At 56.4% G+C, this 25,857-nt stretch carries 23 protein-coding genes and 1 pseudogene; 16 read left to right on the top strand and 8 right to left on the bottom strand.

Annotation, left to right across the window (positions count from 1 at the left end):
* Nucleotides 1–20 precede the first annotated feature (20 nt).
* From GOW31_RS01625 to GOW31_RS01605, 5 genes are read right to left on the bottom strand one after another with little or no spacing between them, the layout of a single operon-like run.
* Nucleotides 21–611 carry a LysE family translocator gene (locus GOW31_RS01625; RefSeq protein WP_171167426.1) on the bottom strand — a complete coding sequence of 197 codons (591 nt, stop codon included), beginning with the start codon at nucleotides 609–611 and terminating at the stop codon, nucleotides 21–23.
* A 16-nt stretch (nucleotides 612–627) separates the two neighbouring features.
* Nucleotides 628–1,551 carry a 2-hydroxyacid dehydrogenase gene (locus GOW31_RS01620; RefSeq protein WP_171167424.1) on the bottom strand — a complete coding sequence of 308 codons (924 nt, stop codon included), beginning with the start codon at nucleotides 1,549–1,551 and terminating at the stop codon, nucleotides 628–630.
* Complete coding sequence (locus tag GOW31_RS01615) at nucleotides 1,544–2,392, bottom strand: fumarylacetoacetate hydrolase family protein (protein WP_171167422.1); 849 nt, start codon at nucleotides 2,390–2,392, stop codon at nucleotides 1,544–1,546. Before GOW31_RS01615 ends, GOW31_RS01620 begins: the two co-directional genes overlap by 8 nt.
* 11 nt (nucleotides 2,393–2,403) lie before the next feature.
* The gene (locus GOW31_RS01610; RefSeq protein WP_171167419.1) at nucleotides 2,404–4,200 is read right to left on the bottom strand and encodes an IlvD/Edd family dehydratase; all 1,797 of its coding nucleotides are present in this window, start codon (nucleotides 4,198–4,200) and stop codon (nucleotides 2,404–2,406) included.
* Entirely contained in the window at nucleotides 4,197–4,955 is a 759-nt protein-coding gene (locus GOW31_RS01605; protein WP_171167417.1) for an SDR family oxidoreductase, read from the bottom strand. The genes GOW31_RS01610 and GOW31_RS01605 overlap by 4 nt, the downstream gene beginning before the upstream one ends.
* Before the next feature lie 106 nt (nucleotides 4,956–5,061).
* Here GOW31_RS01605 and GOW31_RS01600 point away from each other — a divergent pair, with 106 nt between their 5' ends.
* The gene (locus tag GOW31_RS01600; protein ID WP_371813688.1) at nucleotides 5,062–6,030 is read left to right on the top strand and encodes an NAD(P)-dependent oxidoreductase; all 969 of its coding nucleotides are present in this window, start codon (nucleotides 5,062–5,064) and stop codon (nucleotides 6,028–6,030) included.
* Nucleotides 6,027–6,995: a D-erythronate dehydrogenase gene (denD, locus tag GOW31_RS01595; RefSeq protein WP_171167415.1), complete on the top strand. Its 969-nt coding sequence runs from the start codon at nucleotides 6,027–6,029 to the stop codon at nucleotides 6,993–6,995. The genes GOW31_RS01600 and denD overlap by 4 nt, the downstream gene beginning before the upstream one ends.
* Here denD and GOW31_RS01590 read toward each other — a convergent pair.
* Nucleotides 6,992–7,642, bottom strand: a complete 651-nt coding sequence (locus tag GOW31_RS01590) for a GntR family transcriptional regulator (RefSeq protein ID WP_171115139.1) — start codon at nucleotides 7,640–7,642, stop codon at nucleotides 6,992–6,994. The two genes, denD and GOW31_RS01590, sit on opposite strands and share 4 nt — an antisense overlap.
* A 198-nt stretch (nucleotides 7,643–7,840) precedes the next feature.
* Here GOW31_RS01590 and GOW31_RS01585 point away from each other — a divergent pair, with 198 nt between their 5' ends.
* The 10 genes and pseudogenes from GOW31_RS01585 to GOW31_RS01540 all read left to right on the top strand — a co-directional run bounded on the left by GOW31_RS01585 (nucleotide 7,841) and on the right by GOW31_RS01540 (nucleotide 18,843).
* A complete protein-coding gene (locus GOW31_RS01585; RefSeq protein WP_171167414.1) occupies nucleotides 7,841–8,854 on the top strand; it encodes a TRAP transporter substrate-binding protein in 1,014 nt (337 codons plus the stop codon).
* Nucleotides 8,855–8,933: 79 nt separating this feature from the next.
* Nucleotides 8,934–10,103: a mandelate racemase/muconate lactonizing enzyme family protein gene (locus GOW31_RS01580; RefSeq protein ID WP_171167412.1), complete on the top strand. Its 1,170-nt coding sequence runs from the start codon at nucleotides 8,934–8,936 to the stop codon at nucleotides 10,101–10,103.
* A gap of 58 nt (nucleotides 10,104–10,161) precedes the next feature.
* The gene (locus GOW31_RS01575; protein ID WP_253286096.1) at nucleotides 10,162–10,962 is read left to right on the top strand and encodes a TRAP transporter small permease subunit; all 801 of its coding nucleotides are present in this window, start codon (nucleotides 10,162–10,164) and stop codon (nucleotides 10,960–10,962) included.
* A complete protein-coding gene (locus tag GOW31_RS01570) occupies nucleotides 10,962–12,584 on the top strand; it encodes a TRAP transporter large permease subunit (RefSeq protein WP_171167410.1) in 1,623 nt (540 codons plus the stop codon). The genes GOW31_RS01575 and GOW31_RS01570 overlap by 1 nt, the downstream gene beginning before the upstream one ends.
* Before the next feature lie 10 nt (nucleotides 12,585–12,594).
* Nucleotides 12,595–13,545: a phytanoyl-CoA dioxygenase family protein gene (locus GOW31_RS01565; RefSeq protein WP_171167407.1), complete on the top strand. Its 951-nt coding sequence runs from the start codon at nucleotides 12,595–12,597 to the stop codon at nucleotides 13,543–13,545.
* A gap of 24 nt (nucleotides 13,546–13,569) precedes the next feature.
* Nucleotides 13,570–15,072, top strand: a complete 1,503-nt coding sequence (locus GOW31_RS01560; protein ID WP_171167405.1) for a UxaA family hydrolase — start codon at nucleotides 13,570–13,572, stop codon at nucleotides 15,070–15,072.
* Nucleotides 15,069–16,073, top strand: coding sequence for a Gfo/Idh/MocA family protein (locus GOW31_RS01555; protein WP_171167404.1), 1,005 nt, complete (start codon nucleotides 15,069–15,071; stop codon nucleotides 16,071–16,073). Before GOW31_RS01560 ends, GOW31_RS01555 begins: the two co-directional genes overlap by 4 nt.
* A 101-nt stretch (nucleotides 16,074–16,174) precedes the next feature.
* Nucleotides 16,175–17,098: pseudogene (locus tag GOW31_RS01550) on the top strand (NAD(P)-dependent oxidoreductase); the annotation flags it as partial.
* A 3-nt stretch (nucleotides 17,099–17,101) separates the two neighbouring features.
* Nucleotides 17,102–17,983 carry a DMT family transporter gene (locus GOW31_RS01545; RefSeq protein ID WP_171115125.1) on the top strand — a complete coding sequence of 294 codons (882 nt, stop codon included), beginning with the start codon at nucleotides 17,102–17,104 and terminating at the stop codon, nucleotides 17,981–17,983.
* Nucleotides 17,980–18,843 carry a sugar kinase gene (locus GOW31_RS01540; protein ID WP_171167400.1) on the top strand — a complete coding sequence of 288 codons (864 nt, stop codon included), beginning with the start codon at nucleotides 17,980–17,982 and terminating at the stop codon, nucleotides 18,841–18,843. Before GOW31_RS01545 ends, GOW31_RS01540 begins: the two co-directional genes overlap by 4 nt.
* On the opposite strand, the gene GOW31_RS01535 is transcribed toward GOW31_RS01540, so the two are convergent.
* Together GOW31_RS01535 and uxaC are read right to left on the bottom strand one after the other, a co-directional pair.
* Nucleotides 18,830–20,026: a mannitol dehydrogenase family protein gene (locus GOW31_RS01535; RefSeq protein ID WP_171167398.1), complete on the bottom strand. Its 1,197-nt coding sequence runs from the start codon at nucleotides 20,024–20,026 to the stop codon at nucleotides 18,830–18,832. The two genes, GOW31_RS01540 and GOW31_RS01535, sit on opposite strands and share 14 nt — an antisense overlap.
* On the bottom strand, nucleotides 20,027–21,370 hold the full coding sequence (gene uxaC, locus GOW31_RS01530; protein WP_171168622.1) for a glucuronate isomerase: 1,344 nt from the start codon (nucleotides 21,368–21,370) through the stop codon (nucleotides 20,027–20,029).
* 123 nt (nucleotides 21,371–21,493) lie between these two features.
* Between uxaC and GOW31_RS01525 the strand changes: the two genes are divergently transcribed.
* The 4 genes from GOW31_RS01525 to uxuA are packed head-to-tail and all read left to right on the top strand — an operon-like array spanning nucleotide 21,494 to nucleotide 25,735.
* The gene (locus GOW31_RS01525) at nucleotides 21,494–22,510 is read left to right on the top strand and encodes a Gfo/Idh/MocA family protein (RefSeq protein ID WP_171167396.1); all 1,017 of its coding nucleotides are present in this window, start codon (nucleotides 21,494–21,496) and stop codon (nucleotides 22,508–22,510) included.
* On the top strand, nucleotides 22,507–23,508 hold the full coding sequence (locus GOW31_RS01520; protein WP_171167394.1) for a Gfo/Idh/MocA family protein: 1,002 nt from the start codon (nucleotides 22,507–22,509) through the stop codon (nucleotides 23,506–23,508). Before GOW31_RS01525 ends, GOW31_RS01520 begins: the two co-directional genes overlap by 4 nt.
* On the top strand, nucleotides 23,505–24,557 hold the full coding sequence (locus GOW31_RS01515) for a Gfo/Idh/MocA family protein (protein ID WP_171167392.1): 1,053 nt from the start codon (nucleotides 23,505–23,507) through the stop codon (nucleotides 24,555–24,557). The genes GOW31_RS01520 and GOW31_RS01515 overlap by 4 nt, the downstream gene beginning before the upstream one ends.
* Nucleotides 24,554–25,735, top strand: a complete 1,182-nt coding sequence (gene uxuA / locus GOW31_RS01510; RefSeq protein WP_171167391.1) for a mannonate dehydratase — start codon at nucleotides 24,554–24,556, stop codon at nucleotides 25,733–25,735. The genes GOW31_RS01515 and uxuA overlap by 4 nt, the downstream gene beginning before the upstream one ends.
* Nucleotides 25,736–25,857 lie beyond the last annotated feature (122 nt).

Here is a 25,857-nt window from a genome sequence, read left to right as displayed (position 1 = left end):
CGACTGACCGAAGATATCGTTTACAGCGCCGACGCCAAAGCAATCACCACAACAACAATCAAGGAAGCCGCCATCGCAAAGTTGATCCTTCGATGCGATCTTTGGCTTATATCAAGGCTGCCCAGTTTTGCGCCAGCACCCAGCCAGATCATGTGCACTGGCACCCAGATCATATTGAATACAAGGATTTTTATGACGACCTCCCAAACGGGCGCATCGGGCAAAAAGGCAAACCCTGAAAACAATGCTGTGCTGACCACGTAAGCCTTGGGATTAATGAACTGAAGTGTCAGCCCATTCGCAAAACCAAGTGGCGAAACCGCTGGAGAAAACCCGACCTTTGAGCCAGCGCTGGCAATTCGCCAGGCCAGAAATACCAAATACCCGACTGAGGCGAATAGCAGCAAAGTTCTGAGCGCCGGTATAGCCAAAGCTACCGCAGCGACTCCAGAGACAACCAACATCATGTTGATGAACCCGCCCAGCATCAAACCAGCCACGAAGGCGAGACCAGTTCGAAAACCAAATGCTGATCCAATACCCGCAGTTGTTAGAACACCTGGGCCCGGCGTAATCAGCAGAAAGAAAACCGCGACAGCAAACTCAAACACTCTTCAGATTGGCCTTTTACAGATCTCTGCATTCTGGCACAGCTGTGATCACCGATCCGTCCTTAAGGTGTTGCAGAAGATTGTCGACGGTTAGGTCACCCATAGCTGCACGCGTCTCAATAGTCGCGCTACCAGCGTGAGGGAGCAGAACGACATTGGACATCTCGCGCAACGCTTTTGGAACACGCGGTTCGTCCTCGAAAACATCAAGCCCCGCCCACCCAAGCTCGCCGTTTTGCAATGCGTTGATAAGGGCAGTTTCGTCGACGACCGAACCTCGACTAACGTTTATCAGAGTGCCGCCCGCCCCCAACGCGCGAAGCACCTCAGCGTTGACCAGCCTATTGGTCGACGGACCGCCGGGCGTGATGCATATGAGGACGTCAACATGTTCTGCCATTTCAACCAAATTGTCGAAATAGCGGTACGGGACATCCTTTTGATTGCGGGTATGATAAGAGATTTCGGGGGCCCACGGCTCTAACTTATCAACGATCGCCTGACCAATGCGACCAAGACCAAGAATGCCTATCTTTTGATTGTCTGCTGATCGGGTCAAAGGGGCATTGCCTTCAACCTCCCACCGTCCGGACCGAACGTAATTGTCGTCACGTACAAGCTCTCGGTAACATGACAGCAATAGCAGAACGGCGGTGGTTGCGACTTCTTTGTTCAAAACATCGGGTGTGTGCGTCACACAAATCCCGCGCTCAGCCGCGGCATTTGCATCTACGGCGTCGTAACCGACTCCATAGACGCTGATCATCTTCAGATTGCTGAGTGATGTCATCAGGTCATGCGGAACACCGTCGTGCCCGTTCGTTACGATATGCGTAATACTATCCGCGTTGAAATCGTCCAATTGATGAATGTCGAACGCCGCGGACAGGCGTTCTCGCATCCGTTCAGTGATCCCGCCGATTTGCAATAAGTCAGTCATCTTGGCCGACCGTTTGCCGCTGAACACCAAGCCCATCGATGCGAAGCTCCATTACGTCGCCTTTTTTCAGGTAAACTGGTTCCGGTTTGATCCCCATTCCGACGCCGGGCGGTGTTCCAGTTGAAATGACGTCACCGGGGTGCAGTGTGAAAAGTTGGCTTAGATGTTCAATGATCTCGGCAACAGAAAAGATCATCGTAGAAGTATTCCCGGTTTGCATGCGCTGACCGTTTACATCCAGTGACATACCAAGGCTTTGAGGATCCGGCACCTCATCCCGGGTCACTAGCCAAGGACCTGTGGGGCCAAATGTGTCGCAAGACTTGCCTTTGGTCCATTGACCGGTCAATTGAGTTTGAAAGTGCCTTTCAGACACATCGTTCACGATGCAATAGCCCGCAACGTGTTCGAGCGCGTCGGCCTTGGACACGTATTTGGCCGTTTTGCCGATGACGACGCCCAGTTCGCATTCCCAGTCGGTGTGAGTAGATCCGCGCGGCATGACAACATCATCATAGGCACCAATGACGGCTGAGTTTGCCTTGAAAAAAAGAATCGGATGCTCTGGGATATCTGCGCCGGTTTCTGCGGCATGGTCCGAGTAATTCAAACCGATGCAAAGAAATTTTCCGATGCCACCGACACACGGTGCGATACGAGGATCCCCCTCGACAATTGGCAGGTTATTTGGATCCAATGAGCGCAGATTATCAAGCGTTCCGTCATCCAGAACATCGCCCGTAACATCATTGATGTGGGCGGACAAATCCCGCAATTGACCCTGGGACTCGACCAAAGCAGGCTTTTCCGAGCCCTCGGCTCCGTAACGAACAAGTTTCATTTCTGTTCCTTTTAGTGATTGTCGCGTGGCATGAAGCCTCGCGCGATATCGCGGTAGTTTTCGGCACCCTTGAGCGTCATACCGCGATCCAACCGATCTACTTTTTCGCGGAATATTTCCTGCCATGGGGATTGATTGGGCGGCATTGTATACCCACCCTTTGCCTCCAGATCGCGGGCGCGTTCATGCAGCTCTTCAAGCGAAACCAGCATATCTGCAGTGCCTTTGCTTAGATCGATGCGCAGTCGATCGCCAGTTCGCACCAAGGCCAACCCACCGCCCTCTGCAGCTTCTGGTGAAGCATTCAGGATAGACGGGCTTCCTGAGGTGCCGGATTGCCGGCCATCACCGATGCAAGGAAGGGCTTCGATGCCTTGTTTCAACAAATATGCAGGCGGACGCATGTTCACGACTTCTGCGGCACCCGGGTACCCTTTTGGTCCTGCTCCGCGCATAATCAGAATACAGCTTGCATCGATTTTTTCGGCGGGATCATCGATCCGATGGTGAAAATCCTCGGGCCCGTCAAACACAACCGCCCTGCCCTCAAATGCATTAGGATCATCCGGGTTCGACAAGTAGGTCTCTCGAAATGCCTGCGAGATCACAGATGTCTTCATTATCGCACTCTCGAACAAGTTGCCCGAGAGATTGATGAACCCCGCTTGTGGCTTAACCGGGCTACTGACAGGCTTGATCACGTCGCCATTCTGAGACCGGCGCGTCGAGCAATTTTTGCCTATCGTCTTACCGTTCACCGTTATCGCATCGGGATGCGGCAGCAATCCAGCATCAAGAAGCTCTCCGACAACGGCGGGAACACCCCCAGCCTGTTGGTAATCTTCGCCCAGATATTTACCCGCAGGCTGCATGTTAACCAACAGAGGAACGTCGTGGCCAAGCTTCTGCCAATCATCGTTGTTCAATGGAACACCAAGATGCCGGGCGATTGCATTCAGGTGGATCGGCGCATTTGTCGATCCGCCGATCGCCGAGTTTATGACAATCGCATTCTCAAAAGCCTGACGTGTCATCACATCACTGGGGCGTAAATCCTCCCAGACCATGTCCACAATGCGTTTACCCGTTTCATAACTGATTTGACCGCGCTCTCTGTACGGGGCTGGTATGGCTGCTGATCCTGGCAATTGCATACCCAAGGCTTCAGCAAGCGAATTCATGGTCGTTGCTGTTCCCATCGTATTGCAATACCCCACCGAAGGTGCCGCGGCGGCTGCGATCTCCATGAACTCATCGGTGTCGATTTCATCAGCCGCAAGGTCTTCGCGCGCTTTCCAAATAACCGTTCCTGATCCTGCGCGCTCACCTTTCCACCAGCCGTTGAGCATTGGGCCGACCGACAGGGCAATCGCAGGGATGTTGACGGTCGCAGCGGCCATAAGAAGTGCGGGCGTGGTCTTGTCGCAACCAATGTTAAGAACAACGCCATCAATCGGATACCCGAATAGACTCTCAACCAGGGACAGATAAGCCAGATTGCGGTCGAGAGAGGCCGTTGGCCGTTTACCGGTCTCTTGTATCGGGTGGACCGGTATTTCGATGCACGTTCCCCCGGCGGCGATGATTCCGTCGCGAACGCGTTTGGACAACTCGATATGATGCCGGTTGCAGGGGCTCAAATCACTCCCGGTCTGAGCAATCCCAATGATCGGCTTGCCGGATTGCAGTTCAGCGCGGGTCAATCCGTAATTCAGGTATCTCTCAAGATACAATGCCGTCATCTCAAGGTTCTCAGAATTCATGAACCACTTGCGAGATCGCAGATCATTTTTTGATATTTTAGTCATTGGCCTGACCATCCCCCATCAATTATGTGCGTGTGTCCCGTGGTGAATGCACTTTCATCGCTCGCTAAATAGACGACCAATGCAGCAATCTCTTCTGCCTTCGCTACACGCCCCATGGGCTGACGCGCCACAAATTGTGCAAGGGCTTCTTCTCTGCTGCCCAGTTGCTCGCCCAACGCATCTACGCGGTCACGCCAACTGGGACTGTCGACTGTTCCCGGACAAATGCAATTGCACCGAATTCCTTGTGTTATGAAGTCCACGGCTACCGATTTCGTCAGCCCAACAACAGCAGCCTTAGTCGTTCCATATACAAAACGATTTGGCGCACCGATTATCGAACCCAGTGCAGAAGACATGTTGATAATCGAGCCTCCTCCGCGCTCTAGCATCCCCGGCAATACAGCCTTTGTCGTGCGCACCATTGAGCGCACATTCAGGTCCATGGCGAAGTCCCATTCTTCGTCGGTTGCATCCAGAATAGTTCCGTGATGCACGAACCCGGCGCAGTTGAACAAAACATCCGGCTTCGCTCGCGCGACCCCATGATGAATACTGTCATTATTTGTCACATCCATCTCGAAAATTTCGAGATTTTCGAGATTCCGATCGCGAATCAAATTTAGTTTTTCAGGGTTAACATCCGTCGCATATACTTTCGCACCCTCTCTTGCCATCGCAATTGCGCTTGCAAGTCCGATCCCTTGTGCAGCGGCTGTAACCAGAACGTTTTTTCCCTTAAGTCTCTCTGACATATATATTTTCCGACCCTAAAAGTGGCGACTGGACAAGTGTTGCTTCGTCCCACAGATCAACCGAGAAGCAAAGAAACCTTGGTGGATTTGCAACGACTTCTGGCATGTGGGCCCAGAGCCGTTAGCGTATGACAGAGATTTTGGTTTGGCCATAACCATGCGTGGTGCACCTTCGGAAGGACAGAGGATTATGAGCAAGCAGTTCAAAGTAGCTCTATTGGGAACCGGCCTGATGGGCGCTCCTATGGCGAGGAATATTTTGCGCGCCGAATTTCCGCTAACTGTATGGAACCGCAGCTTGGATAAGGCAAAACCGTTGACGGCGGAAGGCGCGACATTGGCGGAAACTGCCCCGCTGGCGGTTTCGGGTGCAGACGTAATTGTAACGATGCTGTCGGACGGATACGCGACCGGCGCGCTACTTTCTGACGAGGCTTTCCGCAAACAACTCAAACCCGGAATGATCTGGATTGATATGTCCAGCGCCAAACCCGAACACGCCCGTGAACAATCCGCGCAATTGTCTTCGATGGGGTTGCAGCATCTCGATGCCCCGGTTTCCGGCGGCACCAAAGGTGCCGAAGCTGCCACGCTTGCGATCATGGTCGGTGGTGATCAGGACGTTATGGAGAGCGTCCGACCAGTTCTGTCAGCAATGGGCCGCCCTGTGCATGTAGGCCCAAGTGGTTCTGGCCAATTGTGCAAATTGGCCAATCAGACGATTGTCGCTGTGACTATATCGGCTGTCGCCGAAGCGACTTTACTGGCTCAGCGAGGCGGGGCTCACCCTGCCGCGTTGAGGGCCGCACTGAAGGGGGGATTTGCTGATAGCATTATCTTGCAACAACATGGCGAACGCATGTCTGACGGAAATTTTGTACCCGGAGGTTTGTCCAAGTTTCAGTTAAAGGATTTGGACAACACGCTGGAGGAAGCGCGAAGCCTTGGCGTTGAGCTACCTAGCACCCAATCTGTGCGCGACCGTTTCGAATATCTGATTGACGAAATGGATGGGGCCGAACTGGATCATTCGGCTTTGTATCTAGAACTCAAAAAACGGAACGGAATGCTGTGACGCGGATCCTGATTATAGGCGGCGGAGGAATGCTGGGCCAGAAACTGGCCCATCGCGTGTCGACCCAAGAAACCTTTGGAGCCGATGCCCAAGTTTCACTGTTCGATCTCTCGTTCCCGCCCGACAGTGCGGCAGGTAATCAAATTGTGGGGAACTTGACTGCGTCAGGCATAGCTAAGTCTTTTGCTACGCAGCGGCCAGACGTCATTTTTCATCTTGCAGCTATCGTTTCAGGCCAAGCTGAAACAGACTTTGCGTTGGGTTGGGATGTAAACCTTATGGCAACGTGGGCACTGCTGAACGCACTTAAGGATGAACACGAGGCATCAGGAAGGGAGTACACACCTCGCCTGGTTTTTGCCTCGTCCATAGCAGTTTTCGGGTCACCATTCCCTGAAAAGATAAGCGATGAATTCCTCTCGGCACCTTTGACAAGTTACGGAGCGCAGAAAGCGGCGGCTGAATTGATGATCACGGATTTCAGCAGGAAAGGATACATCGACGGTATTTCCTTGCGCTTACCCACATTGTGTGTGCGCCCGTGCAAGGCCAACGCTGCCGCTTCGTCCTTCTTTTCAGGTATAATCCGCGAGCCATTGAATGGGGATGAGGCTGTCTTGCCAGTTGCCGAAACTGTTCGACACTGGCACGCTAGCCCCCGCGCCGCTGCGACTTTTTTGACCCACGCCGCAACATTGGACACGCAGCTTTTGAATGACCGACGCGCCTTGAACATGCCAGGTGTCAGTTGCACCGTCGCCGAACAAATCGAAGCTCTGCGCAATGTCGCCGGTCAAGACGCAGTTGGCCTAATCAGGCGAAAACCAGACAAGGCAATTGAAGGAATTGTCAAGAATTGGCCGCGCGACTTTCAAACAGATCGCGCTCTGAAGCTGGGGTTTGAGGCGGAATCAAGTTTTGATGAAATCATTCAGGTCTATTTGGAAGACAATTTTCGGCCTTAGTCGCCCATCGTCTTTCCGGTTAGATGGCGTTTCAGATGATTGTGGATTTTCTCCCGTGTTAACTGCTCATCCCCTGATAATGCCGCTTCAAGTATATCTGCATGATGCCTTATGTTCTGAGAAATGAACTCAAAGTTCCGGTCTGCCACCATCAACTGTTGTCTGAATTGCGCGTAAATCCGGCTATGCAATTGTTTTAAGGTTTCCGAGCCACAGGCAGAAATAAGCGTCTGGTGAAACTCCTTTTCCGAGGCAAACCAGATCTCGACAAGGTCGCTTGGGTCGTCCGTGGCGTGAATGCGTTTTTCGATATGGCTGAGTTTGTGATGTGCAGCCGTCAATCTTGCTTCCCAATCCACCCCGCCATTTCGGATCGACATTGCGGTACCTTCGGCCTCCAACAGAACACGGACATGTGTCAATTCGATAAGCTTCTGCGGTGAACGCATTGGTACGCGAAAACCTTTTTGTTCCTGAAAGTCCACCAGACCAACAGCGGCCAAACGAAAAAGGACTTCACGAACCGCACTTGCGGAACAGCCATACACTTTACGTAGTTCTTCGGCCCGCACCTTGGCTCCATGTTCGAATCCATTAGAGATCAGGCGCATCTTAAGGTCTTGATAAATATCTATTTCTTCGTTCATCCCGGCATGCACCTTAAAGTTTTGTCCAAGTAGCGTCCTAACCTTATTTTCGAATTATCGCAAGAATCTCGAAATTTTTAGAAATTTCAATTTTTTCTTGTTGCATTCGATTCGTCGGCTTAACGTTTACCTGCGTGACAGCAAAGGAGGCGGCAAGATCTTCCACACCGCGCAACGCACAACGTCTGGGAGGACAATATGAAAGTAGTCAAGACAGCGGCCGTGGCGGCCGTAGCCACGACAATGGCAGCCGGTTTCGCGATGGCCGAAACAACGAAGCTTAGAATTCAAACCCATTTTTCGCCCGAAACTCTGTCTGGCCAGATGGCTGCAAAATTCGTTGAAGACATTCAGGAAATGTCGAACGGCGAAATCGAAGTTGAAATGTTCTATTCCTCTTCGGTGGTCAAATCGGTTGAAACCTTCGATGCCGCAGCTACGGGAATTCTGGATTGCGACATGACGGGCGGCGGCTATCAGACCGGGAAAAACCCGGCCTTCCAGTTTGCGGGTGACCTGCTCGGCGGATATCAGAACCCATACCAGCAAATGGCTTGGCTTCTTCATGGCGGCGGAAGAGAAGCTGTAAACGATCTATACAACGGCTACGACATGGAGTTCATCGGATGGTGGATTCCCGGGCCGGAGTCGCTTTCTTCGACTAAGCCGATTGCAAAAGTTGAAGACTTCAAGGATTGGAAATTCCGCTCGCCTCCAGGCCTTGCAACCAAAGTGTTTGCGGAACTTGGTGCTTCTCCGATCGTGATGGACTTCAACGAAATCTTTACGGCCTTGGAAACCGGCATCATTGATGGTGCGGATGCTGCGAACCTGACTAACAACGTGGGCCTCGGTCTGTACGAGATCGCCGGTCATACAAACTATCCCGGTTTCCACTCGATGCCCGCAGATCATCTGGCCTGTCGCAAAGACGTCTGGGAAGCGATGCCTGCGCACCACAAGAAGATCATGGAAGTCGCAATGGATAGCCTGGCATTGCACAATGCGACAATCAATGAAGTGCAGAACGCTCAGACTGCAAAAGACCTGAAGGCAAAAGGTGTTCAGTTGTACGAATGGTCGCCTGAAGACCTGGCAGCGTATCGCGCGGCCGTTCAGGTTGGTTGGACTGAATTCGCAACGACTCCTGAGGCACAGGCGCTTTTGGAAAGCCACATCAACTTCCTGCGTGACCTGGGCGCAATGCAGTAATCAGGCTTCGACCGAATTAGGACACTCGGAAAGGCCGCATCAGCGGCCTCTCCGCATCTGCGCCAGGATTCAGAACTTCATGAAAATTAACAGAATTATAAGTCATGTACTGCAGTACGACATGCCGGAAGTTCTGGGCTATTCGCAACAGTATTATGACAGGCGCACAACCCATCTGGTCGAGATTCAGACAGATGAAGGGGTAACCGGTTGGGGCGAGTGCTTTGGTCCCGGAAACGTAGCCATAGCCAACAAGTCCATCGTCGAAAAGGTCATCCAACCAATGGTCCTCGGCTTGGACCCTTTGGACAAAGACGTGATCTGGCACAAGGTGTACAACCTTTTGCGAGACCATGGCCAAGGCGGAATGCCAATACAGGCTTTGTCCGGGGTGGACATCGCACTTTGGGACATTACCGGAAAAATCTCTGGCCTCCCCCTCCATAAACTTGTCGGGGGCGCGCATCGCAAAAGCGTTCCTTGCTACGGCTACGGCATGATGCTCCGGGATGAACCGATTTCTCATCTGGCCAGCCGTTTTGAGGATGAAGCCGCAAAGATCAAGGCAATGGGATTTACCGCCACCAAAATGAAAACGGGCTTTGGCCCGAAGCCTGATGTGAAGCTGTGCGAAGCAGTTCGACGCGGAGTTGGTGACGACTTTCCTTTTATGGTCGATGCGAACCATGCCTATACGACTTCGGACGCGTTTTTTGTCGGTCGGGCGCTGGAAGAGCTGGACGCATATTGGTTCGAAGAACCGGTCGCGCCAGAAGACATTGACGGGTACCGCGAACTGCGCAGTTCGCTTAAAGTCAACATCTCGGGCGGAGAGGCGGTATTCAATCGCTGGGCCTGGCGCAGTCTTCTTGAAAATCGCGGCATTGATATAGCGCAGCCAGAAGTATGCGCTTTGGGCGGTGTTTCAGAGTATCTCAGGGTACTGGCTCTATGCCACGCACATTTCACTCCGGTCGTAAATCACGTCTGGGGCAGCGCCATCGCCGTCGCAACCAATCTGCACCTACTGGCGGCCATGCCATCAATTCCGGGCGGTTTGCATCCATGGGAGCCGATGCTGGAGTTCGACACAACGGACAACAAGTTTCGGGACGATCTGCTGACCGTACCGCTGGAAATTCAAAATCAGGTCAAGGCCAATAATGGTCGTGTCATGATCCCGACTGGCCCCGGACTGGGTGTCGAGCCGGATCGAGACTTTATCGATCACTACAGGATCGAAGGATAGGGACGAGGGTTACGCGATGCACAAGAATTCAGGCGGACCAATTGAATGGCTCATACCGTTGGCCTTCGTCGCGACTGCCAGTTGGCTTGTTTGGCATCTTCCAGCATTCCTGTTGGATTGGCTGCCTTACACCTCTGAATCCCTCAAAAGTCAGGTAACGGAAATATATCTACGCAGCGACGTCACGCCAGAATTGCCGGGTGTGTTCGGGGGGTTTGTCGACATCATCGACGTGGCTGCGCTCGTCCTTCTGCCATTTCTTGCAGTGATTGGTACAAAGACCGTGCGCCCGGCGACGATGGAGTTCGAAGGCTCGACGGTTATGGATCGTTTCGCCCTGTTCATCGGCCGAGTTACGATGATGATGATAGCAATCATGACTGTCGTCATGCTCTACGAAGTCTTCATGCGCTATATCCTTGAAAAGCCGACCGAGTGGGCCAACGAAATGACGCTCTGGTTCGCCAGCTTTGTGTTTTTGATGTCTGGCTACTACGCCATGCAGCAACGCAGTCACATACGAATATTCCTGCTTTACGACGCAGTTCCACGTTGGCTTCAGCGCGTTTTTGACACGGTTTCAACAATACTGATCGTCCTGTTTGCCTTCTTTCTGGTCTACGGCAGTTACAAACAGGTGTTCGTCAACAAGCTCTATAAATGGGAGCTTTACGGCTCCGCCTTCAATCCTCCGATCCCGGCGACGTTGCAGCCGATGGTACTGATCGTGATTACGCTCGTCGCAATGCAGGCAATTTTGAACTTGGTCGCGGATTGGAACAAAGAACCGGAAATCCACACAGATGAACCGGACGAAGACGAAATTGAAATGATCAAACGGGCGGTGGGACAAGACTGATGGATATTGGAACAATCTCACTCATCCTGATGGTCGCCCTGATCATTCTCCTGGCGATCGGGATGCCCCTGGGTCTGGCCTCGGCTTCGCTTGCGGTTCTGGTTCTTGTCCTGAAGTTCGAACCGACACTTCTTTTGAACCCGTTTTCATTCGGCGACGGGATTCTCACCGGGCGGCCAGGCACTGGGCCGCTCTATATCCTGGCGCAAAAGATATACGGGCTCTTAACGGACTACGTGCTTATTTCCGTGCCTTTGTTCATCTTCATGGCGTCGCTGCTAGAGCGGTCCGGGATCGCGCGCGACATGTATTCGTCGCTGAATGTCTGGCTGTCCAGAACGCGTGGCGGTATCGCGATCGTGACCTCGATTATGGCAGTGATCATGGCGGCCATGTCCGGCATCATCGGCGGTGAGGTTGTCCTGCTGGGCCTGATCGCCCTGCCCCAGATGCTGCGCCTCGGCTATGATCAGAACCTCGCGATCGGCGTCATCTGCGCCTCGGGGTCGCTGGGGACCATGATCCCACCCTCGATCGTTCTGATCATCTATGGGCTGATCACCGAAACCTCGATCAAGTCGCTGTTCACCGCATCTTTCATTCCCGGCTTCATGCTGGCCTCGATGATCATCCTGTACATCATCATTCGCACGCGGCTGAATCCTCACCACGCGCCGCTGCCGGAACCGGACCCGAGCGACCCCGAACCGGCTGAAAAGCGCAAACTGTTTGCGGCCTTCATGAGCATCGTCGTCGCTGGGTTCTCTACTGTTCTTTTTATCCGGGCTGCGTTTTTTGAGCTTTCCGGCTCGAACGCTGCCAGCCAGGGCGAGCCCGCACGGCTGGGTACGGCTGACTACCTGCCTTGGTTTGCCGGCATCACCATCGTCGCCCTACTGCTGATCTTCTTTGTCTTTGGGAGACAGCGCGCAAAAATCGGCTGGGAAATGGGCAAAGGCCTCGTCGCGCCGCTGGTCGTCATCGGCGTCGTACTCGGCTCGATCTATGGCGGGATCACCGGCATCACCGAGGCTGCAGGCATGGGCGCCTTCGCCGTTCTGATCATCGCCATCCTGCGGGGCGAAGGATCGTTCGAGCTGGTTTGGGACAGCTTGATGCGGACGCTCAAATCCACAGGCACCATCATATGGGTCACCATCGGGGCCGCCGCGCTGGCGGGTGCCTACACCATTGCCGGCGGGCCCCAATACGTTGCCGATCTGATCGTCGGGCAAGACCTGCCGACCATGCTGGTCATTCTGGTAATGATGCTGATCCTGCTGTTCATGGGCGCGTTCATGGATTGGGTCGGCATCGTGCTGCTAATCATTCCGGTCTTTCTGCCGATCGTCCTGCGCCTTCCTATCGAGGAAATCGGTCTCATTGGCGAGTTGCAACCGAGTCATGTCGCGATCTGGTTTGGTGTCGTGTTTTGTATGAACATGCAGGTCAGCTTCCTGTCCCCCCCGTTCGGCCCGGCTGCGTTCTATCTGAAATCTGTGGCTCCGCCGCATATCAGCCTGACGGATATCTTCCGCGGCTTCCTGCCATTCATCGGGATCCAGTTGCTGGCGCTTTCCGTTCTTCTGATCTGGCCGGGCATCATCGCGCTGCTTTTGTGAGGTTGTACACATGCTGACACAAGATCAGATTGGCAAGTTCCAGACCGATGGATACCTCGTGGTCGAGGATGTAATTCCCGGCGATGTCCTGGATCGGGTGCAGTCCGAATACTCGAATGTCCTGAACCGGCTATATGACGGTTGGTACGATAAAGGGCTGGTCAAGGACGAGCCGTCCGGAATGTCCTTCTGGGACAAACTCCTGTCCGCCTATCAGGCCGGTTGCGACTATTTCCAGCCGCTGGACATCTCATTGCCCGGCGACCGGATCATTGCGGACACACCTTTCCATATTGGGCCCGCCGTGTTCGACTTGCTGACGGCCCAACCCATGCTGGACATCGTCGAGCAGTTGATCGGGCCAGAGTTGGTCAGCAATCCGATCCAGCATGTTCGGCTGAAGCCCCCTGCCCTCAAGCTGTCCAAGGACGAGGTGCGGGCGCATATCACCGCAACGGACTGGCATCAGGACCGGGCAGTTGCGTTGGAGGATGCGGACCAGACCGACATGGTCACGGTCTGGATTGCCGTCAACGATGCAACGGTCGAAAACGGCTGCCTGCAAGTGCTGCCTAAGGCAAAGGACCAATCCATCCTGCCGCATTGCGCGCGGACGCAGACGGGCATTGCCAACGGGTTCATTGACGAAGACCGAGCCGTGCCCTTGCCCGTCAAGGCGGGCGGGGTTATCCTGTTTCATCCTCTGACGCCACATGCGTCGTTGGTCAACGAAACGGACCGGTTCCGCTGGTCGTTCGACATCCGCTTCAGTGCGGCAGGCCAACCCACCGGTCGAGACCATTTCCCCAGCTTCATCGCGAGGTCCAGATCGCGCCCCGAAACCGAGCTGCGGGATTGGCGTGTCTGCAAGTCAAATTGGGAGGCGGCGCGGGCAAGGCTGTCCGGGCAACCGCACATAGATATTCACCGGTGGACATCGGACTCGCCCTTTTGCGCTTAGATTCGGCTGCCAGGAAAGCTGATTATGACTTTTGTACGTTTAGATCGAACGGATAGCGTGGTGGTTGCAACTCGGCCCCTGGAGGTCGGCAGTTTGGTCGAGGATATCACGACCAATGCGCGCATCCCATCGGGCCACAAGGTCGCCACGGGGACCCTTGCACCCGGCGATCCGGTCAGAAAATACGCCCAGATCATCGGTTACGCGACCCAAATGATCCACCCCGGCGATCATGTGCACACCCACAATGTCGAGTTCCGCAACACCAGCGTGGACTACGAGTATGCGACGGATCACAGGCCTATGAGACCCGCCGCTTCGGTCGATACGTTCATGGGCTACCACCGGGACAACGGTCGGGTCGGTACGCGCAATTACATCGCGGTTCTGACCACCGTGAACTGTTCGGCGACGGCGGCTCGCATGATCGCCAATCACTTCACGCCGGACAAGCTGGCCGAGTATCCAAATGTCGACGGCGTGGTGGCTTTTGTCCACGGAACAGGCTGCGGAATGGTCGATTCAGGCGACGGTTTCGAAGCTCTTCAACGGGTCATGTGGGGGTTTGCCAAACATCCCAATCACGCTGCCGTTCTGATGGTCGGTCTGGGCTGCGAGATGAACCAGATCGACTGGCTGTTGGATACATATGGGTTGAAGCAGAGCCCCACTTTCCAGACGATGAACATCCAGAACATCGCCGGACTGCGCCGGACCGTGGAAATGGGCATTACCAAGATTAATCAGATGCTTCCCATTGCCAATGAGGCGCGGCGCAGCGAAGCCCCTGCGTCCGAATTGATGGTTGCGCTACAATGCGGTGGATCGGACGCCTGGTCCGGAGTAACCGCGAACCCAGCGCTCGGACGCGCCTGCGATCTGTTGGTCGCCCAAGGCGGCACGGGTGTCTTGGCGGAGACGCCGGAGATTTACGGAGCCGAACACCTTTTGACCCGCCGTGCCCTTGATCGCGCAACCGGGGAAAGGCTGATCGGACTGATCGATTGGTGGCAGGACTACACCGCCCGCAATCACGGTTCGATGGACAACAACCCAAGCCCCGGCAACAAACAAGGGGGGCTGACGACCATCCTTGAGAAATCGCTGGGGGCGGCGGCGAAGGGCGGAACCAGCCCTTTGACCGGTGTGTTCAAGTACGCCGAACCCATCACCGCCAAGGGCTTCACCTTTATGGACAGCCCCGGATATGACCCAGCCTCGGTGACAGGGCAGATCGCGGCCGGGTGCAACCTTGTGTGCTTCACCACGGGGCGCGGCTCTGCATTTGGATCGAAACCGGCGCCCACGCTCAAAATCGCCACCAATTCGGAATTGGCAGCGCGCATGCCTGAAGACATGGACGTTGATGCGGGCGACATCCTGACCAAAGGCGTCAGCGTCGAAGAAAAAGGACAGGAAATATACCGACGACTGCTCCAAGTCGCCTCGGGCGCGCGAACCAAGTCCGAGGCGCAGGGTTTGGGTGATTACGAGTTCGTTCCCTGGCAGATCGGAGCGGTGATGTGAAACGGATCCTTGTAGCCGGCGGCGGGTTGATAGGTATCCGCCACGTGCGCGCCGTGATCGAGCATCCCGGCTGCACGTTGGTCGGGTTGGCCGATCCAGACGGCTCGATCCAGATCGACGCGCCGCGTTTTGCCAGTATGGACGAGGTGCGGGACCCAGTGGATGGCGTCATCATTGCAACGCCGACCCGCCTGCATGCCGAACATGGCATTCTGGCCGCATCCCGCGGTTGGCACATGCTGATCGAAAAGCCGGTTGCCGCGTCGGTCGATGATGCCCTGCGCCTGAAGACGGCCGTTCGTCAAGCCGAAGTCCGCAGCCTGGTGGGGCACCACCGGCGGTATCACAGCACCTTGCAGCACCTGAAAAAAGTGATCGAGAAAGGTGCGATCGGACAAGTCATCAACGTCGCGTTGTTGTGGGCCATGCGCAAGCCCGAAAGCTATTTTGAACAGAACTGGCGGACTTCGGATGGCAGCCCGGTCATGATAAACCTGGTGCATGATATCGATGTTCTGCGCTTTGTGATCGGAGAAATCTCGGATGTCGTCGCCCTGCCCGGTGCGTCGATCCGCGGATCGGATCGGATAGAAAGCGGCGCGGTCGCGATTGCGTTCGAAAACGGCGCGACGGGCGCCATCAGCTTTGCTGACACCGCGCCCAGTCCTTGGGGGTTTGAAGCCGGAACCGGCGAAAATCCGAACATCGGCACGACCCACCAGGACATGATGTGGATCACGGGAACCAGCGGCGCTGTCAGTTTTCCCTCTATGACCCTGTGGCGCGGAAATGATTGGAGCACTGCGGCCCAAAAAAACCAACTTACACGACGGGAACAGCAACGCGCACCGCTGGAGGCGCAACTGGATCACTTTCTTGACGTGATCGATGGCGCCCCACCTTTGATCGACGTCGAGGATGCAGCCCGAACGCTCGAAGTCACATCACGCATCGAACAGGAGCTGAAGGCGCGAACGGCCCGAGCGCGGGCGCCGGCCTGATGTACATGCGGTCCGGCAATATACCTGCCACTCAAGAACCAGCGATTGTCCTCCGGGCGAATTAGCATCCAAACCGCGAAACCGCACACACCAGACACAAGAATGAAAACCAGACACATTCACGGAAAGGGAAACCAATGAGCAAACCATCAATCGGGTTTATCGGCCTGGGTCTCATGGGCGGAGCCATGGTGAGCCGGCTGTTGGACCAGGGATACTCGGTCACCGTGTTGGGAAACCGAGACCGCACACATCTGGACGCCGCCATTGACCGGGGCGCCCGCGAGGCGCAAAACGCCCGGGAACTGGCTCAGGTCTGCGACATCGTGATGCTGTGCATGGGAACCTCTGAACAGGTCGAGGGCCGTATGCGCGGCGCTGATGGAGTGATCGCGGGATTGAAACCCGGGGCGATCGTCATCGACTTTGGCACCTCACTTCCGGGCAGCACGCGCGCGCTGGCCAAGGAGGTTGCCGCAGCCGGCGGAAGCTATCTTGATGCTCCGCTTGGCCGGACGCCCTCGCACGCGCTGGAAGGCAAGCTCAACATCATGACTTCCGGCGACAAGGCGGCCTTTGACAAGGCCGAGCCGACACTAAAGGACCTGGGCGAGAACGTCTTTTACCTTGGCCCGGTCGGATCGGGACATACCATCAAACTGATCAACAACTTCTTCGGAATGACCGTTGCGAACGCGATGGCCGAAGCCTTTGCCATGGCTGATATCACCGGCGTTGACCGCAAGCAGCTGTATGACGTAATGGCCGCAGGGCCGCTGCATTCCGGAATGATGGATTTCGTCAAGGCCTACGGTGTCGAGAATGATCCAAACCAGCTGGCCTTTGCCATCAAGAACGCTGCAAAAGACCTTGGGTACTATGATCGAATGGCGCGCGAGGCAGGCGTTTCAAGCGTGATGTCGCAGGGTGCGCTTTCGGCGCTGAAGGACGCGCGCGACCACGGTCAGGCGGATGACATGGTCAGCCAGATGGTTGACTACTACGTCAAGCGTTTCAACACCTAATCGATGGGCGTAACCGCCAACCCCACTGCGGACCTGCCGCGCCTTGGCATCGTGCTGATGCTGATGGCGTGGCTGATCTTTTCGCTGGTGGACCTTGGGGCCAAGTGGTTGGCGTTGGCCGGCGTGCCGGCATTTCAGTTGGCGTTCATGCGCTATGCGGGGCACTTCGTGATCTCGGTGGTTGTGATCGCCAAAGGTGGGATTGAGGCCGGCCGGTTCAAAACGGACCATCCATGGCAAGTCATAAGCCGGGCCTTGTTGCTGATCTCGGCGACCGTTTTTAATTTCTATGCCCTGCGGTTTTTGCCTCTGACCGTCGTATCGGCAATCATGTTTTCCAGCCCTGTCATCGTGTGTTTTCTGTCCGTCTTTGTATTGAAAGAAAGCGTGGGCCCATGGCGTTGGGCGGCCATCATCCTGGGCTTTTTGGGGGTGTTGGTTGTCGTGCGGCCGTTTGGTTCGGCCTTTCATCCAACTATGCTGCTGATCGTCTACAACGCCACCGCGTTGGCCTTGTACTCGATCATGACGCGCAGGCTGTCCGGGGTTGTTGCGGTGGACACCATGCAATTCTACCTCGGGCTTACCGGGACCGTGGTTCTGTTGCCCTTCGCCCTCTGGTTCTGGGTCCAGCCGGAAAACACCTGGAGCCTGATTGTCCTGATCGGCCTTGGCGTCTTTGGCTGGGGCGGGCATCAACTGCTGACGAACGCGCATCGGTTCGGAACGGCCAACCAGTTGATGCCATTCACCTATTCGTTCCTAGTCTATGTTGCGATTTGGGGCTATCTGTTCTTTAACACGGTACCGGATGCATTCACGTTGGCAGGAGCTGCGCTGATCATGGTCGCCGGGCTAATCATCTGGAAAAGAGAAAAGAAATGACGCGAATTGCCTGCATCGGCGAAGCAATGATCGAATTGTCCATGCTGGAAACCGGCGCACAGGTAGGCGTCGCGGGGGATACGCTGAACACAGCCATCTACATGCGCCGCGCAGCGCCTGACCTGCAGGTGGGGTATGTGACATGTCTGGGTGACGACCCGTTTTCGGGGCGCATCGCGGACTTCATCGCCAGCCATCGCATCGGGACATCCGGCATCCGCATCATTCCGAACGCCTCTCCTGGATTATATGCAATCACGACATCCGCGGACGGTGAACGCAGCTTTACCTATTGGCGCAGTGAGGCGGCCGCCCGCCAGCTTTTTGCCGATCACGATTTCAGCTCGTTGAACGGTTATGACGTGCTGTACTTGTCGGGTATTTCTGTGGCCATTCTTCCGCAAACGGTTCGGCTTGCGCTTCTGGACTGGCTCGAAGGCTCTTCCGTCCGGTTGGTCTATGACAGCAACTTTCGTCCGCGTCTTTGGGATAGCGTTGAACACGCCCGGCAGATCAACCAGCGGCTTTGGCGGCGTGCTGACATTGCCCTGCCATCCATCGACGACGAGATGGCACTGTTCGGGGAAAGCGCGGATCAGGTGGCAGCACGCTTTGCCGTCCATCACGGCATCGGTGCGTTGAAACGCGGTGAGAACGGACCTCTGTCCATCGGTCAGCACATTGAACAAACCTATGAACCTGCCAAGAGCGTACTGGATACCACAGCAGCGGGCGACAGTTTCAACGGTGGGTACCTCGCGGCCTTGCTGACCGGGAAATCACAGGCCGTGGCCCTGATGGCTGGACACAATCTGGCATCCACCGTTGTTCAGTTCCGCGGCGCGATCATTCCCGGATAAGTGGCGCGAGGTCTTCGGCGCCGACAAGACGCAAAAGCGGCACTAGCGGATCTGGCTGCTTGGCAGCCAAAGCGATTTCCGACGCGCAAGGATCGTTCAGCGCCCTGCCCTTGGCGGTCTCGGACGTGCAATAGGAAATCCAGGCCCGCACCCCCGTGATCACCGCCTGAGACCCGGTTTCACGGAGTGTGGGAATAAACCGATAGGGCAGCTTTTGGCTGCCATCCATCGCTATTTGGTCCAAACGGTGCGCCAGCTCGGGGTTTTCAAACCGGCGCAACAGAGCCTCGGCATAGTCCATGACCTGCGCTTGCAGCGCAGCGGGCAGCGTTGCGCCCGCATCCTTCATCAACCCGGAAACCAGCGGGCGCAAAACCGGGTCTCGAACCGCTTCGTGAACGTAGGTCAGGCCCCGCTCCAAACCTGCATAAGCCAACAGTGAATGGGCACCGTTCAACATGCGCAGCTTTCGCATCTCGTGCGGTGCCACATCATCGACCAGTTGCACGCCCGGCCAATCCGGGTGCGGACCGGCGAAATTGTCTTCGATCACCCACTCCGAGAACGCTTCGGTCGGAACGGCCATCGGATCGCCGCTGATTGCGCGAACGGCGTCCGTAGTGGCTGGGGTGATCCGGTCGACCATCGCGTTGGGAAAACGAACGGCATCCCAATTGACGTCCAGACCGGCTGCATTCGCAAAATCGGAAACGGCCATCTCGAGCGTTTTTCCGTTTTCCATGCGGTTGTCGCAACTCAGCACCGTCACTGGCTTGCGCCGTTCCGCAAGGCCAAAAGCCAGAAACCCGATCAGCGTCGCAGGCCCTTGCCCCGCCAGATCGGCGGCAATCGCCGAATCTTGAAGGTTCAGCTTGCCCGCGGCATCCAAATGATAACCTTTCTCGGTCACGGTCGCCGAGATAATCTCGGCATCCGCCATCGCGTCAAAAACCGCTGCACGATCCTTGGGCGCGACCAGAACATCCCGCAGGGCCTTGATGCGCCGGACGCCCTGCCCCTGTACGCACAGGTCGTACTCGAAACCCTGACGGGTCAATCCATCCCGAACCGAGGATGAACGCAGGCTGACGCCGACAACGTCCCATCCGCCCGCTTGATCGGTGTAGTCCAGCAAATGCGCCCGGGCAAAATTTCCGAGGCCGAAATGAAGAATTGTACCCATCTAACTCTGCAATCCATAAACCTGTTTCGCCAGATCAACCGCCAGCAACCGCGCCAGATGCTCGGCACTGTCCCGATCGAAATAGCCGCGCACAACCTGCCCGGCCAGATGAATCGCTACGCCCCGCCGCCAAAGGTCGTGTCGTGCAGGAATGGACAGAAAGGCTCGCGTGTCGTCATTGAATCCGGCCAGGTTGAAATATCCGGCCGTTTCAACAACCTGATCGAAATACCGCGCAATCCCGGCTGGGCTGTCATGGAACCACCAAGGCGGCCCGATCCGAAGGCACGGCCAATGTCCCGCCATCGGGGCCAGTTCACGGGCATAGGTGCTTTCGTCCAGTGTAAACAGAATGATGCGCAGTTCCGCCGTGTTTCCGACCCGGTTCAACAGTGCCTCAAGGCCCGTGACCCAGTCCATCGCTATTGGAATGTCGGCCCCCTTATCCCGTCCGAAGTCCCGCATTACAGCGGGGTTCGTGTTGCGCTTGCTCCCAGCATGTATCTGCATGGTAAGACCATCATCGACAGACATCTGTGCCATTTCGATCAGCATATGCCCATAGAACTGGCGAGCATCCTGTTCGGTACCTTCCCTCCGTCTCAGCCGCTGGTACATCGCATCCGGATCTTCCAGCCACTCGGTCTGCACGCGTTCGATACCGTGGTCGGTGGCTGTACAGCCCAGCTGGATGAAATAAGCCCGCCGCATCCGAAGCGCATCGAGATAGCCATCATAGCTGCCCAGATCGCAACCTGTCAGTTCACCCAACTTGTTCAGGTTCTGTACGAACTCCGGATCCGCCCCATCCAAAACCCCGTCTGGGCGGAACGTCGGAACAACCCGCCCGCCCCAACCGCTTGCACGGATCTCCTGATGCTCCACGAGGCCGTCGAGAGCGGAATCCGTGGTGGCCAGAACCTCGATCCCGAACCTGTCGAACAAAGCCCTCGGGCGAAATTCGGGTTGCGCGAGCTTTTCTGAGATCTTGTCATAGATCAGGTCTGCCGTGCGCGAAGACAACTCGTCAGACACGCCCAGCGTTTCATGCAGCACGTAGTTCATCCAGATCCGGGATGGCGTTCCCAGAAACAGATGCCAGTGCTCGGCAAAGGCGCGGAACACGGCGCGAGGATCCTTCTTTCGCCCCTCTTCCCCAACACCGAGTTCTGACAAGGGAACGCCCTGCGAATAGAGCATACGGAACACGTAATGGTCGGGAACCACCAACAGCTCTGCCGGGTTGGGAAACGGCGCATCGGTTGCAAACCAACCCGGATCGCAGTGGCCATGCGGAGACACGATCGGCAGGTCTTTGATGCCCAGATACAGGTCTTCTGCCATCCCATTCAAATTACCAGTCAATTCTGCCTCCGATACTGCCGCCCGCAATTGTTAACACAGTTTTTAATGGTTGCATCTTTCCCGTTCGAACCCGCAGACTGACCGAGTGATCCGGGGGATTGAATGAATATTGCGCTGATTGGTTTGGGGATGGTTTCTGGCACGCATGTCGCCGCCATTCGGGCGTCGGAACAAGGCCTCAGTCTTGCCGGCGTCCTCGGGCGCAACCCTGAAAAAACAGCTGAGTACGCGCGGCGAAACGATACCCGCGCATTCGGCTCGGTCGAGGAAATCGCAGACGATCCAAACCTCGACTTTGCGATCATCGCAACCCCACCCGATCAGCGCACAGAGTTGGTGCGGGTTCTTTCGACCGCTTCGAAACCGATCCTGATGGAAAAACCCATCGAAAGAACGCTGGACGCCGCGACAGCCATTGTCGAGCAGTGCGAGATGTCTGGCGTGCCGCTGGGCATCGTCTTTCAGCACCGCGCCCGCGCCGCCTCGCAGGCGCTGAAATCAGCCATCGAACAGGACGAGTTGGGCGCGATCGCCACGGTCGAGATCCGTGTCCCCTGGTGGCGCGATCAAAGCTACTATGACGAGCCTGGTCGCGGCACTTATGCACGCGACGGTGGCGGCGTCATGATCTCGCAGGCAATCCACACGCTTGACTTAGCGATGTGGATGCTTGGGCCGATCTCGGACATTCAGGCCGTGATGAGAAAAACTCCACTACACGATCTCGAGGCCGAGGATTGGGCAGGTGCCGTCTTTGAAATGGACAGCGGCGCGGTGGGCACGTTGATGGCAACCACCGCCGAATTCCCCGGGGCCGCTGAATCAATCACCATCCAGGGCACGCGCGCCAAGGCGCATCTGGAGTCAGGTGTCCTGACCCTGACCACTTTCGACGGTCAGAAATCCACCATTGGCGAAACCGCCGCCACAGGCGGAGGGGCCGATCCCATGGCGTTCACGCATGCGTGGCATCAGACGGTCATCGAGGATTTTGCCAAGGCCGTTTCCAGTGGAACGCTGCCCATGGCCACCGGACACAGTGCCCTTTTGACACACGCCGTCATAGACGCGATGCAGATCGCCAATCGAACCGGCCAGAAAACACGAGTCATCTCATGAGCCTGACCTGCGTCGCCCTTGGCCTGGACCACCGCCATATCTATGGCATGACGGAAAACATGCGCAAAATCGGCGTGGACTGCGTTGGCTATTGGACACAAGGCGATCCGGAAACGCTGGTGGGCTACGTCAAAAGGTTTCCCGATATTCCGCGGCTGGCCCGACTGGAAGACGCCCTGACCTGCGGGGCGGATCTCGCGCTGATTTCGGCAATACCGGCAGATAGGGCCGCGTTGACGATCCGCGCCATGCAAAACGGCATGGATGTCATGAGCGACAAGCCTGGCTGCACGACGTTCGAACAACTCGAGCAAATCAAGCAAACGGTCGCGGACACCGGTCGCATCTGGTCGGTGAACTTCTCCGAACGGTTCGAAACGCCCGTCAGCACCCGGGCGACCGAGCTGGTCGAGGCCGGTGCCATCGGGCGCGTGATCCAGACGGTCGGGCTTGGCCCACACCGATTGAACCGAGCGACCCGGCCAGAATGGTTTTTTCAGCGTGACCGCTATGGCGGCATTCTGACCGACATCGCCTCCCATCAGATTGATCAGTTCATGCATTATACAGGTTCGAAAACCGCAGAAATCACGAACGCCTATGTGGCGAACTATACAAACCCTCAAGATCCCGGACTGCAGGATTTCGGCGAGGTCAATCTGCGCAGCGAGAATGGTACCGGGTACATCCGGGTTGACTGGTTTACGCCGGATGCCCTGCCAAACTGGGGAGATGGTCGCCTGACGATCCTGGGCACCGAAGGCTATATCGAGTTGCGGAAATACGTTGATGTGGGTGGAGCCTCGGGAACAGACCATCTGATCCTAGTCAATGGTGAAACCTGCCAAAAGATCGACGCATCTGACGCCGGCCTTCCGTACTTTGCGCGCCTGGCCGATGACATTCGCAACCGGACCGAAACTGCGATGTCGCAGACCCACTGCTTTACGGTCATGGAACTGGCACTGTACGCGCAGGAAATGGCGGAACGCAGATGATCAACGTTGCGATCCTTGGCGCAGGTATCGGTGCGCAACATCTGAACGCACTGGAACGGCTTGACCGTACTTTCCGGGTAACCGCCGTGGTCGACCAGAATAAGGACCGGATCGAACAGATCCGGCAGAACTCGGATTTTCGAGCACTGACCAATATTCAGGACGCGCTGGATGATCCGGCGATTGATGTCATCGACATTTGCCTGCCGCCCCACCTGCATGTACCGACTACCCTTGCAGCACTGGCCGCACGAAAACACGTTGTCTGCGAAAAGCCTCTTGCGACCTCGATGCAGGATGTGGATCGGATCACAGCAGCCGCACGCAACGCGGGCAAGCATGTGTTTCCAGTCTTTCAATACCGGTGGGGTCCGTCGCTGTCTCAATTGCGCCACTTACAACGCACAGGCCTGACCGGAGCGGTCCAAACTGCCGCGCTTGAAACCCATTGGTCCCGAGGGGCGGACTATTACGCGGTGCCGTGGCGGGGAACATGGGCCGGTGAACGCGGCGGCGCGGTTCTGGGCCATGCAATCCACAACCATGATCTGCTGACTCATATTGCGGGTGATATCGCCTGGGTGTCTGCGATGACCACAACGCGGGTCAACCCGATCGAGACGGAAGACTGCGCCGCAATCTGCTTTGGCATGACTTCCGGAGCCTTGTGCACCAGCAATATCACCTTGGGCGCCGCCACGAACGAAAGCCGCCTGCGGTTCGTCTTTGAAAAGGTGACTGCCACCTCAGGCACCGAACCTTACGCTCCGGGTCAAACGCCCTGGACATTCGTCGCGCGGGACCCTGTGGATCAATCCGCTATCGACGAGGCCCTTGCAGCCGCCGCTGCCGAACCAACGGGGTTCGAAGGGTTCTTTACTGAAATCGGCAAGGCGCTGCAGTCCGAGACAAATTCGGCCGTTACGTTGAAGGATGGCGCTGCGTCCATCGGCCTTGTGACGGCGATTTATCACGCGGCGCGTACCGGGCAGCGCGTTGCTCTTCCTATCAGGCCCGATCACCCGCTGTATGAAGGATGGCTGCCATGAAACAATGTTGGCGTTGGTTCGGACCCAATGATCCGATCGCCCTGGCCGATCTCCATCAGGTCGGGGTTCAGGGCATCGTCACCGCGCTGCATCACATCCCTCCGGCACAGCCCTGGGATGAACAGAGCATCGCCGACCGGCAGGCCGTTCTGGCCGCGGCCGGGTACAGTTGGGACGTTGTCGAAAGCCTGCCCGTCTCAGAGGCGATCAAGACGCAGTCGGCGGACATGGCCGAGCATCTGAAGGCGTACAAATCCAGCCTCCGGGCCCTGTCCGCCCGTGGCGTCAAAGCCGTTTGCTACAACTTCATGCCGATCCTGGATTGGACGCGCACCGCCCTTCGCGCCCCGCAGCCGCATGGCGGAACGGCCATGCTGTTCGACCTGACCGACTTTGCTGTATTTGACATACATATTCTCGAACGTCCGGGCGCGTCCGAAGACTATTCCAGCGCCGTCCAGCAAACGGCCAAGGATCGCTTCTTGCACATGTCGGATGAATCCAAAGCCCATTTGCAGCACAATGTCACTGCGGGATTGCCCGGCGCCAACGATCAGTGGAGCGTGCAGGACGTGCGCGCTTTGTTGCAGACATATGCGCATATCGACCGTGACCGGTTGCGCGCAAACCTTGTCGACTTCCTGTCCGAGGTCGCCCCATTCGCCCAAGAACTGGGGCTGCGCTTGTGCTGCCATCCTGATGACCCGCCATTCTCGTTGCTTGGCCTGCCGCGGATCATGTCCAGCTCCGATGACTACAGCGCCGTTTTGGGTGCCGTTGATATACCGTCGAATGGCGCAACGTTGTGTACCGGGTCTCTGGGTGTTTCCCCGGAATTCGATGGGCCGGATTTCGTGCGCCGGCATGGCGGCCGGATTCACTTTGTTCACTTGAGAAATACCCGACGCATCGCGGGGTCGGACAGACAGAAGCCGGATTTCTATGAGGCTCCGCATCTGGAGGGCGACACCGACATGGTCGGCACCATTCGCGAGCTGATGAACGAACAACGCCGCCGCAAATCCCAAGGACGCAGCGACTGGCAAATTCCGATGCGGCCTGACCACGGACAAGAACTGCTGAGCGATCTGGGCGGACACAGCACTCCGGGCTATCCGCTGATCGGGCGTATGCGCGGGCTGGCGGAACTGCGCGGCATTATGGCCGCGTTCTCATAACGCATCCGGTCAGGCGGTTTCTTCCCGCCCGGAACACTTCTTTGCTTGCCTGAACGCCGCATTCTTCGTTTACTTACGGCACGTAAACGGGCAGCGGGGTGTCTTCCGGACTCGCCCGACGT

Source organism: Ruegeria sp. HKCCA0370 (genome assembly GCF_013033705.1).
In the GTDB taxonomy this organism is placed as follows: Bacteria; Pseudomonadota; Alphaproteobacteria; order Rhodobacterales; family Rhodobacteraceae; genus Ruegeria.
The sequence above is the reverse complement of the archived record's forward strand: the minus strand, read 5'-3'. Positions and strand labels throughout refer to the sequence as shown.

What these genes read in the sequence shown, in the direction of transcription:
- GOW31_RS01540 (WP_171167400.1), top strand. Translation starts at nt 17,980, where the DNA reads ATGACGCGAATTGCCTGCATCGGCGAAGCAATGATCGAATTGTCCATG.
- GOW31_RS01590 (WP_171115139.1), bottom strand. Translation starts at nt 7,642, where the DNA reads ATGAACGAAGAAATAGATATTTATCAAGACCTTAAGATGCGCCTGATC.
- GOW31_RS01620 (WP_171167424.1), bottom strand. Translation starts at nt 1,551, where the DNA reads ATGACTGACTTATTGCAAATCGGCGGGATCACTGAACGGATGCGAGAA.
- GOW31_RS01565 (WP_171167407.1), top strand. Translation starts at nt 12,595, where the DNA reads ATGCTGACACAAGATCAGATTGGCAAGTTCCAGACCGATGGATACCTC.
- GOW31_RS01560 (WP_171167405.1), top strand. Translation starts at nt 13,570, where the DNA reads ATGACTTTTGTACGTTTAGATCGAACGGATAGCGTGGTGGTTGCAACT.
- uxuA (WP_171167391.1), top strand. Translation starts at nt 24,554, where the DNA reads ATGAAACAATGTTGGCGTTGGTTCGGACCCAATGATCCGATCGCCCTG.
- GOW31_RS01580 (WP_171167412.1), top strand. Translation starts at nt 8,934, where the DNA reads ATGAAAATTAACAGAATTATAAGTCATGTACTGCAGTACGACATGCCG.
- GOW31_RS01605 (WP_171167417.1), bottom strand. Translation starts at nt 4,955, where the DNA reads ATGTCAGAGAGACTTAAGGGAAAAAACGTTCTGGTTACAGCCGCTGCA.
- uxaC (WP_171168622.1), bottom strand. Translation starts at nt 21,370, where the DNA reads ATGGCAGAAGACCTGTATCTGGGCATCAAAGACCTGCCGATCGTGTCT.
- GOW31_RS01515 (WP_171167392.1), top strand. Translation starts at nt 23,505, where the DNA reads ATGATCAACGTTGCGATCCTTGGCGCAGGTATCGGTGCGCAACATCTG.
- GOW31_RS01535 (WP_171167398.1), bottom strand. Translation starts at nt 20,026, where the DNA reads ATGGGTACAATTCTTCATTTCGGCCTCGGAAATTTTGCCCGGGCGCAT.
- GOW31_RS01545 (WP_171115125.1), top strand. Translation starts at nt 17,102, where the DNA reads ATGGGCGTAACCGCCAACCCCACTGCGGACCTGCCGCGCCTTGGCATC.
- GOW31_RS01615 (WP_171167422.1), bottom strand. Translation starts at nt 2,392, where the DNA reads ATGAAACTTGTTCGTTACGGAGCCGAGGGCTCGGAAAAGCCTGCTTTG.
- GOW31_RS01585 (WP_171167414.1), top strand. Translation starts at nt 7,841, where the DNA reads ATGAAAGTAGTCAAGACAGCGGCCGTGGCGGCCGTAGCCACGACAATG.
- GOW31_RS01610 (WP_171167419.1), bottom strand. Translation starts at nt 4,200, where the DNA reads ATGACTAAAATATCAAAAAATGATCTGCGATCTCGCAAGTGGTTCATG.
- GOW31_RS01520 (WP_171167394.1), top strand. Translation starts at nt 22,507, where the DNA reads ATGAGCCTGACCTGCGTCGCCCTTGGCCTGGACCACCGCCATATCTAT.
- GOW31_RS01525 (WP_171167396.1), top strand. Translation starts at nt 21,494, where the DNA reads ATGAATATTGCGCTGATTGGTTTGGGGATGGTTTCTGGCACGCATGTC.
- GOW31_RS01570 (WP_171167410.1), top strand. Translation starts at nt 10,962, where the DNA reads ATGGATATTGGAACAATCTCACTCATCCTGATGGTCGCCCTGATCATT.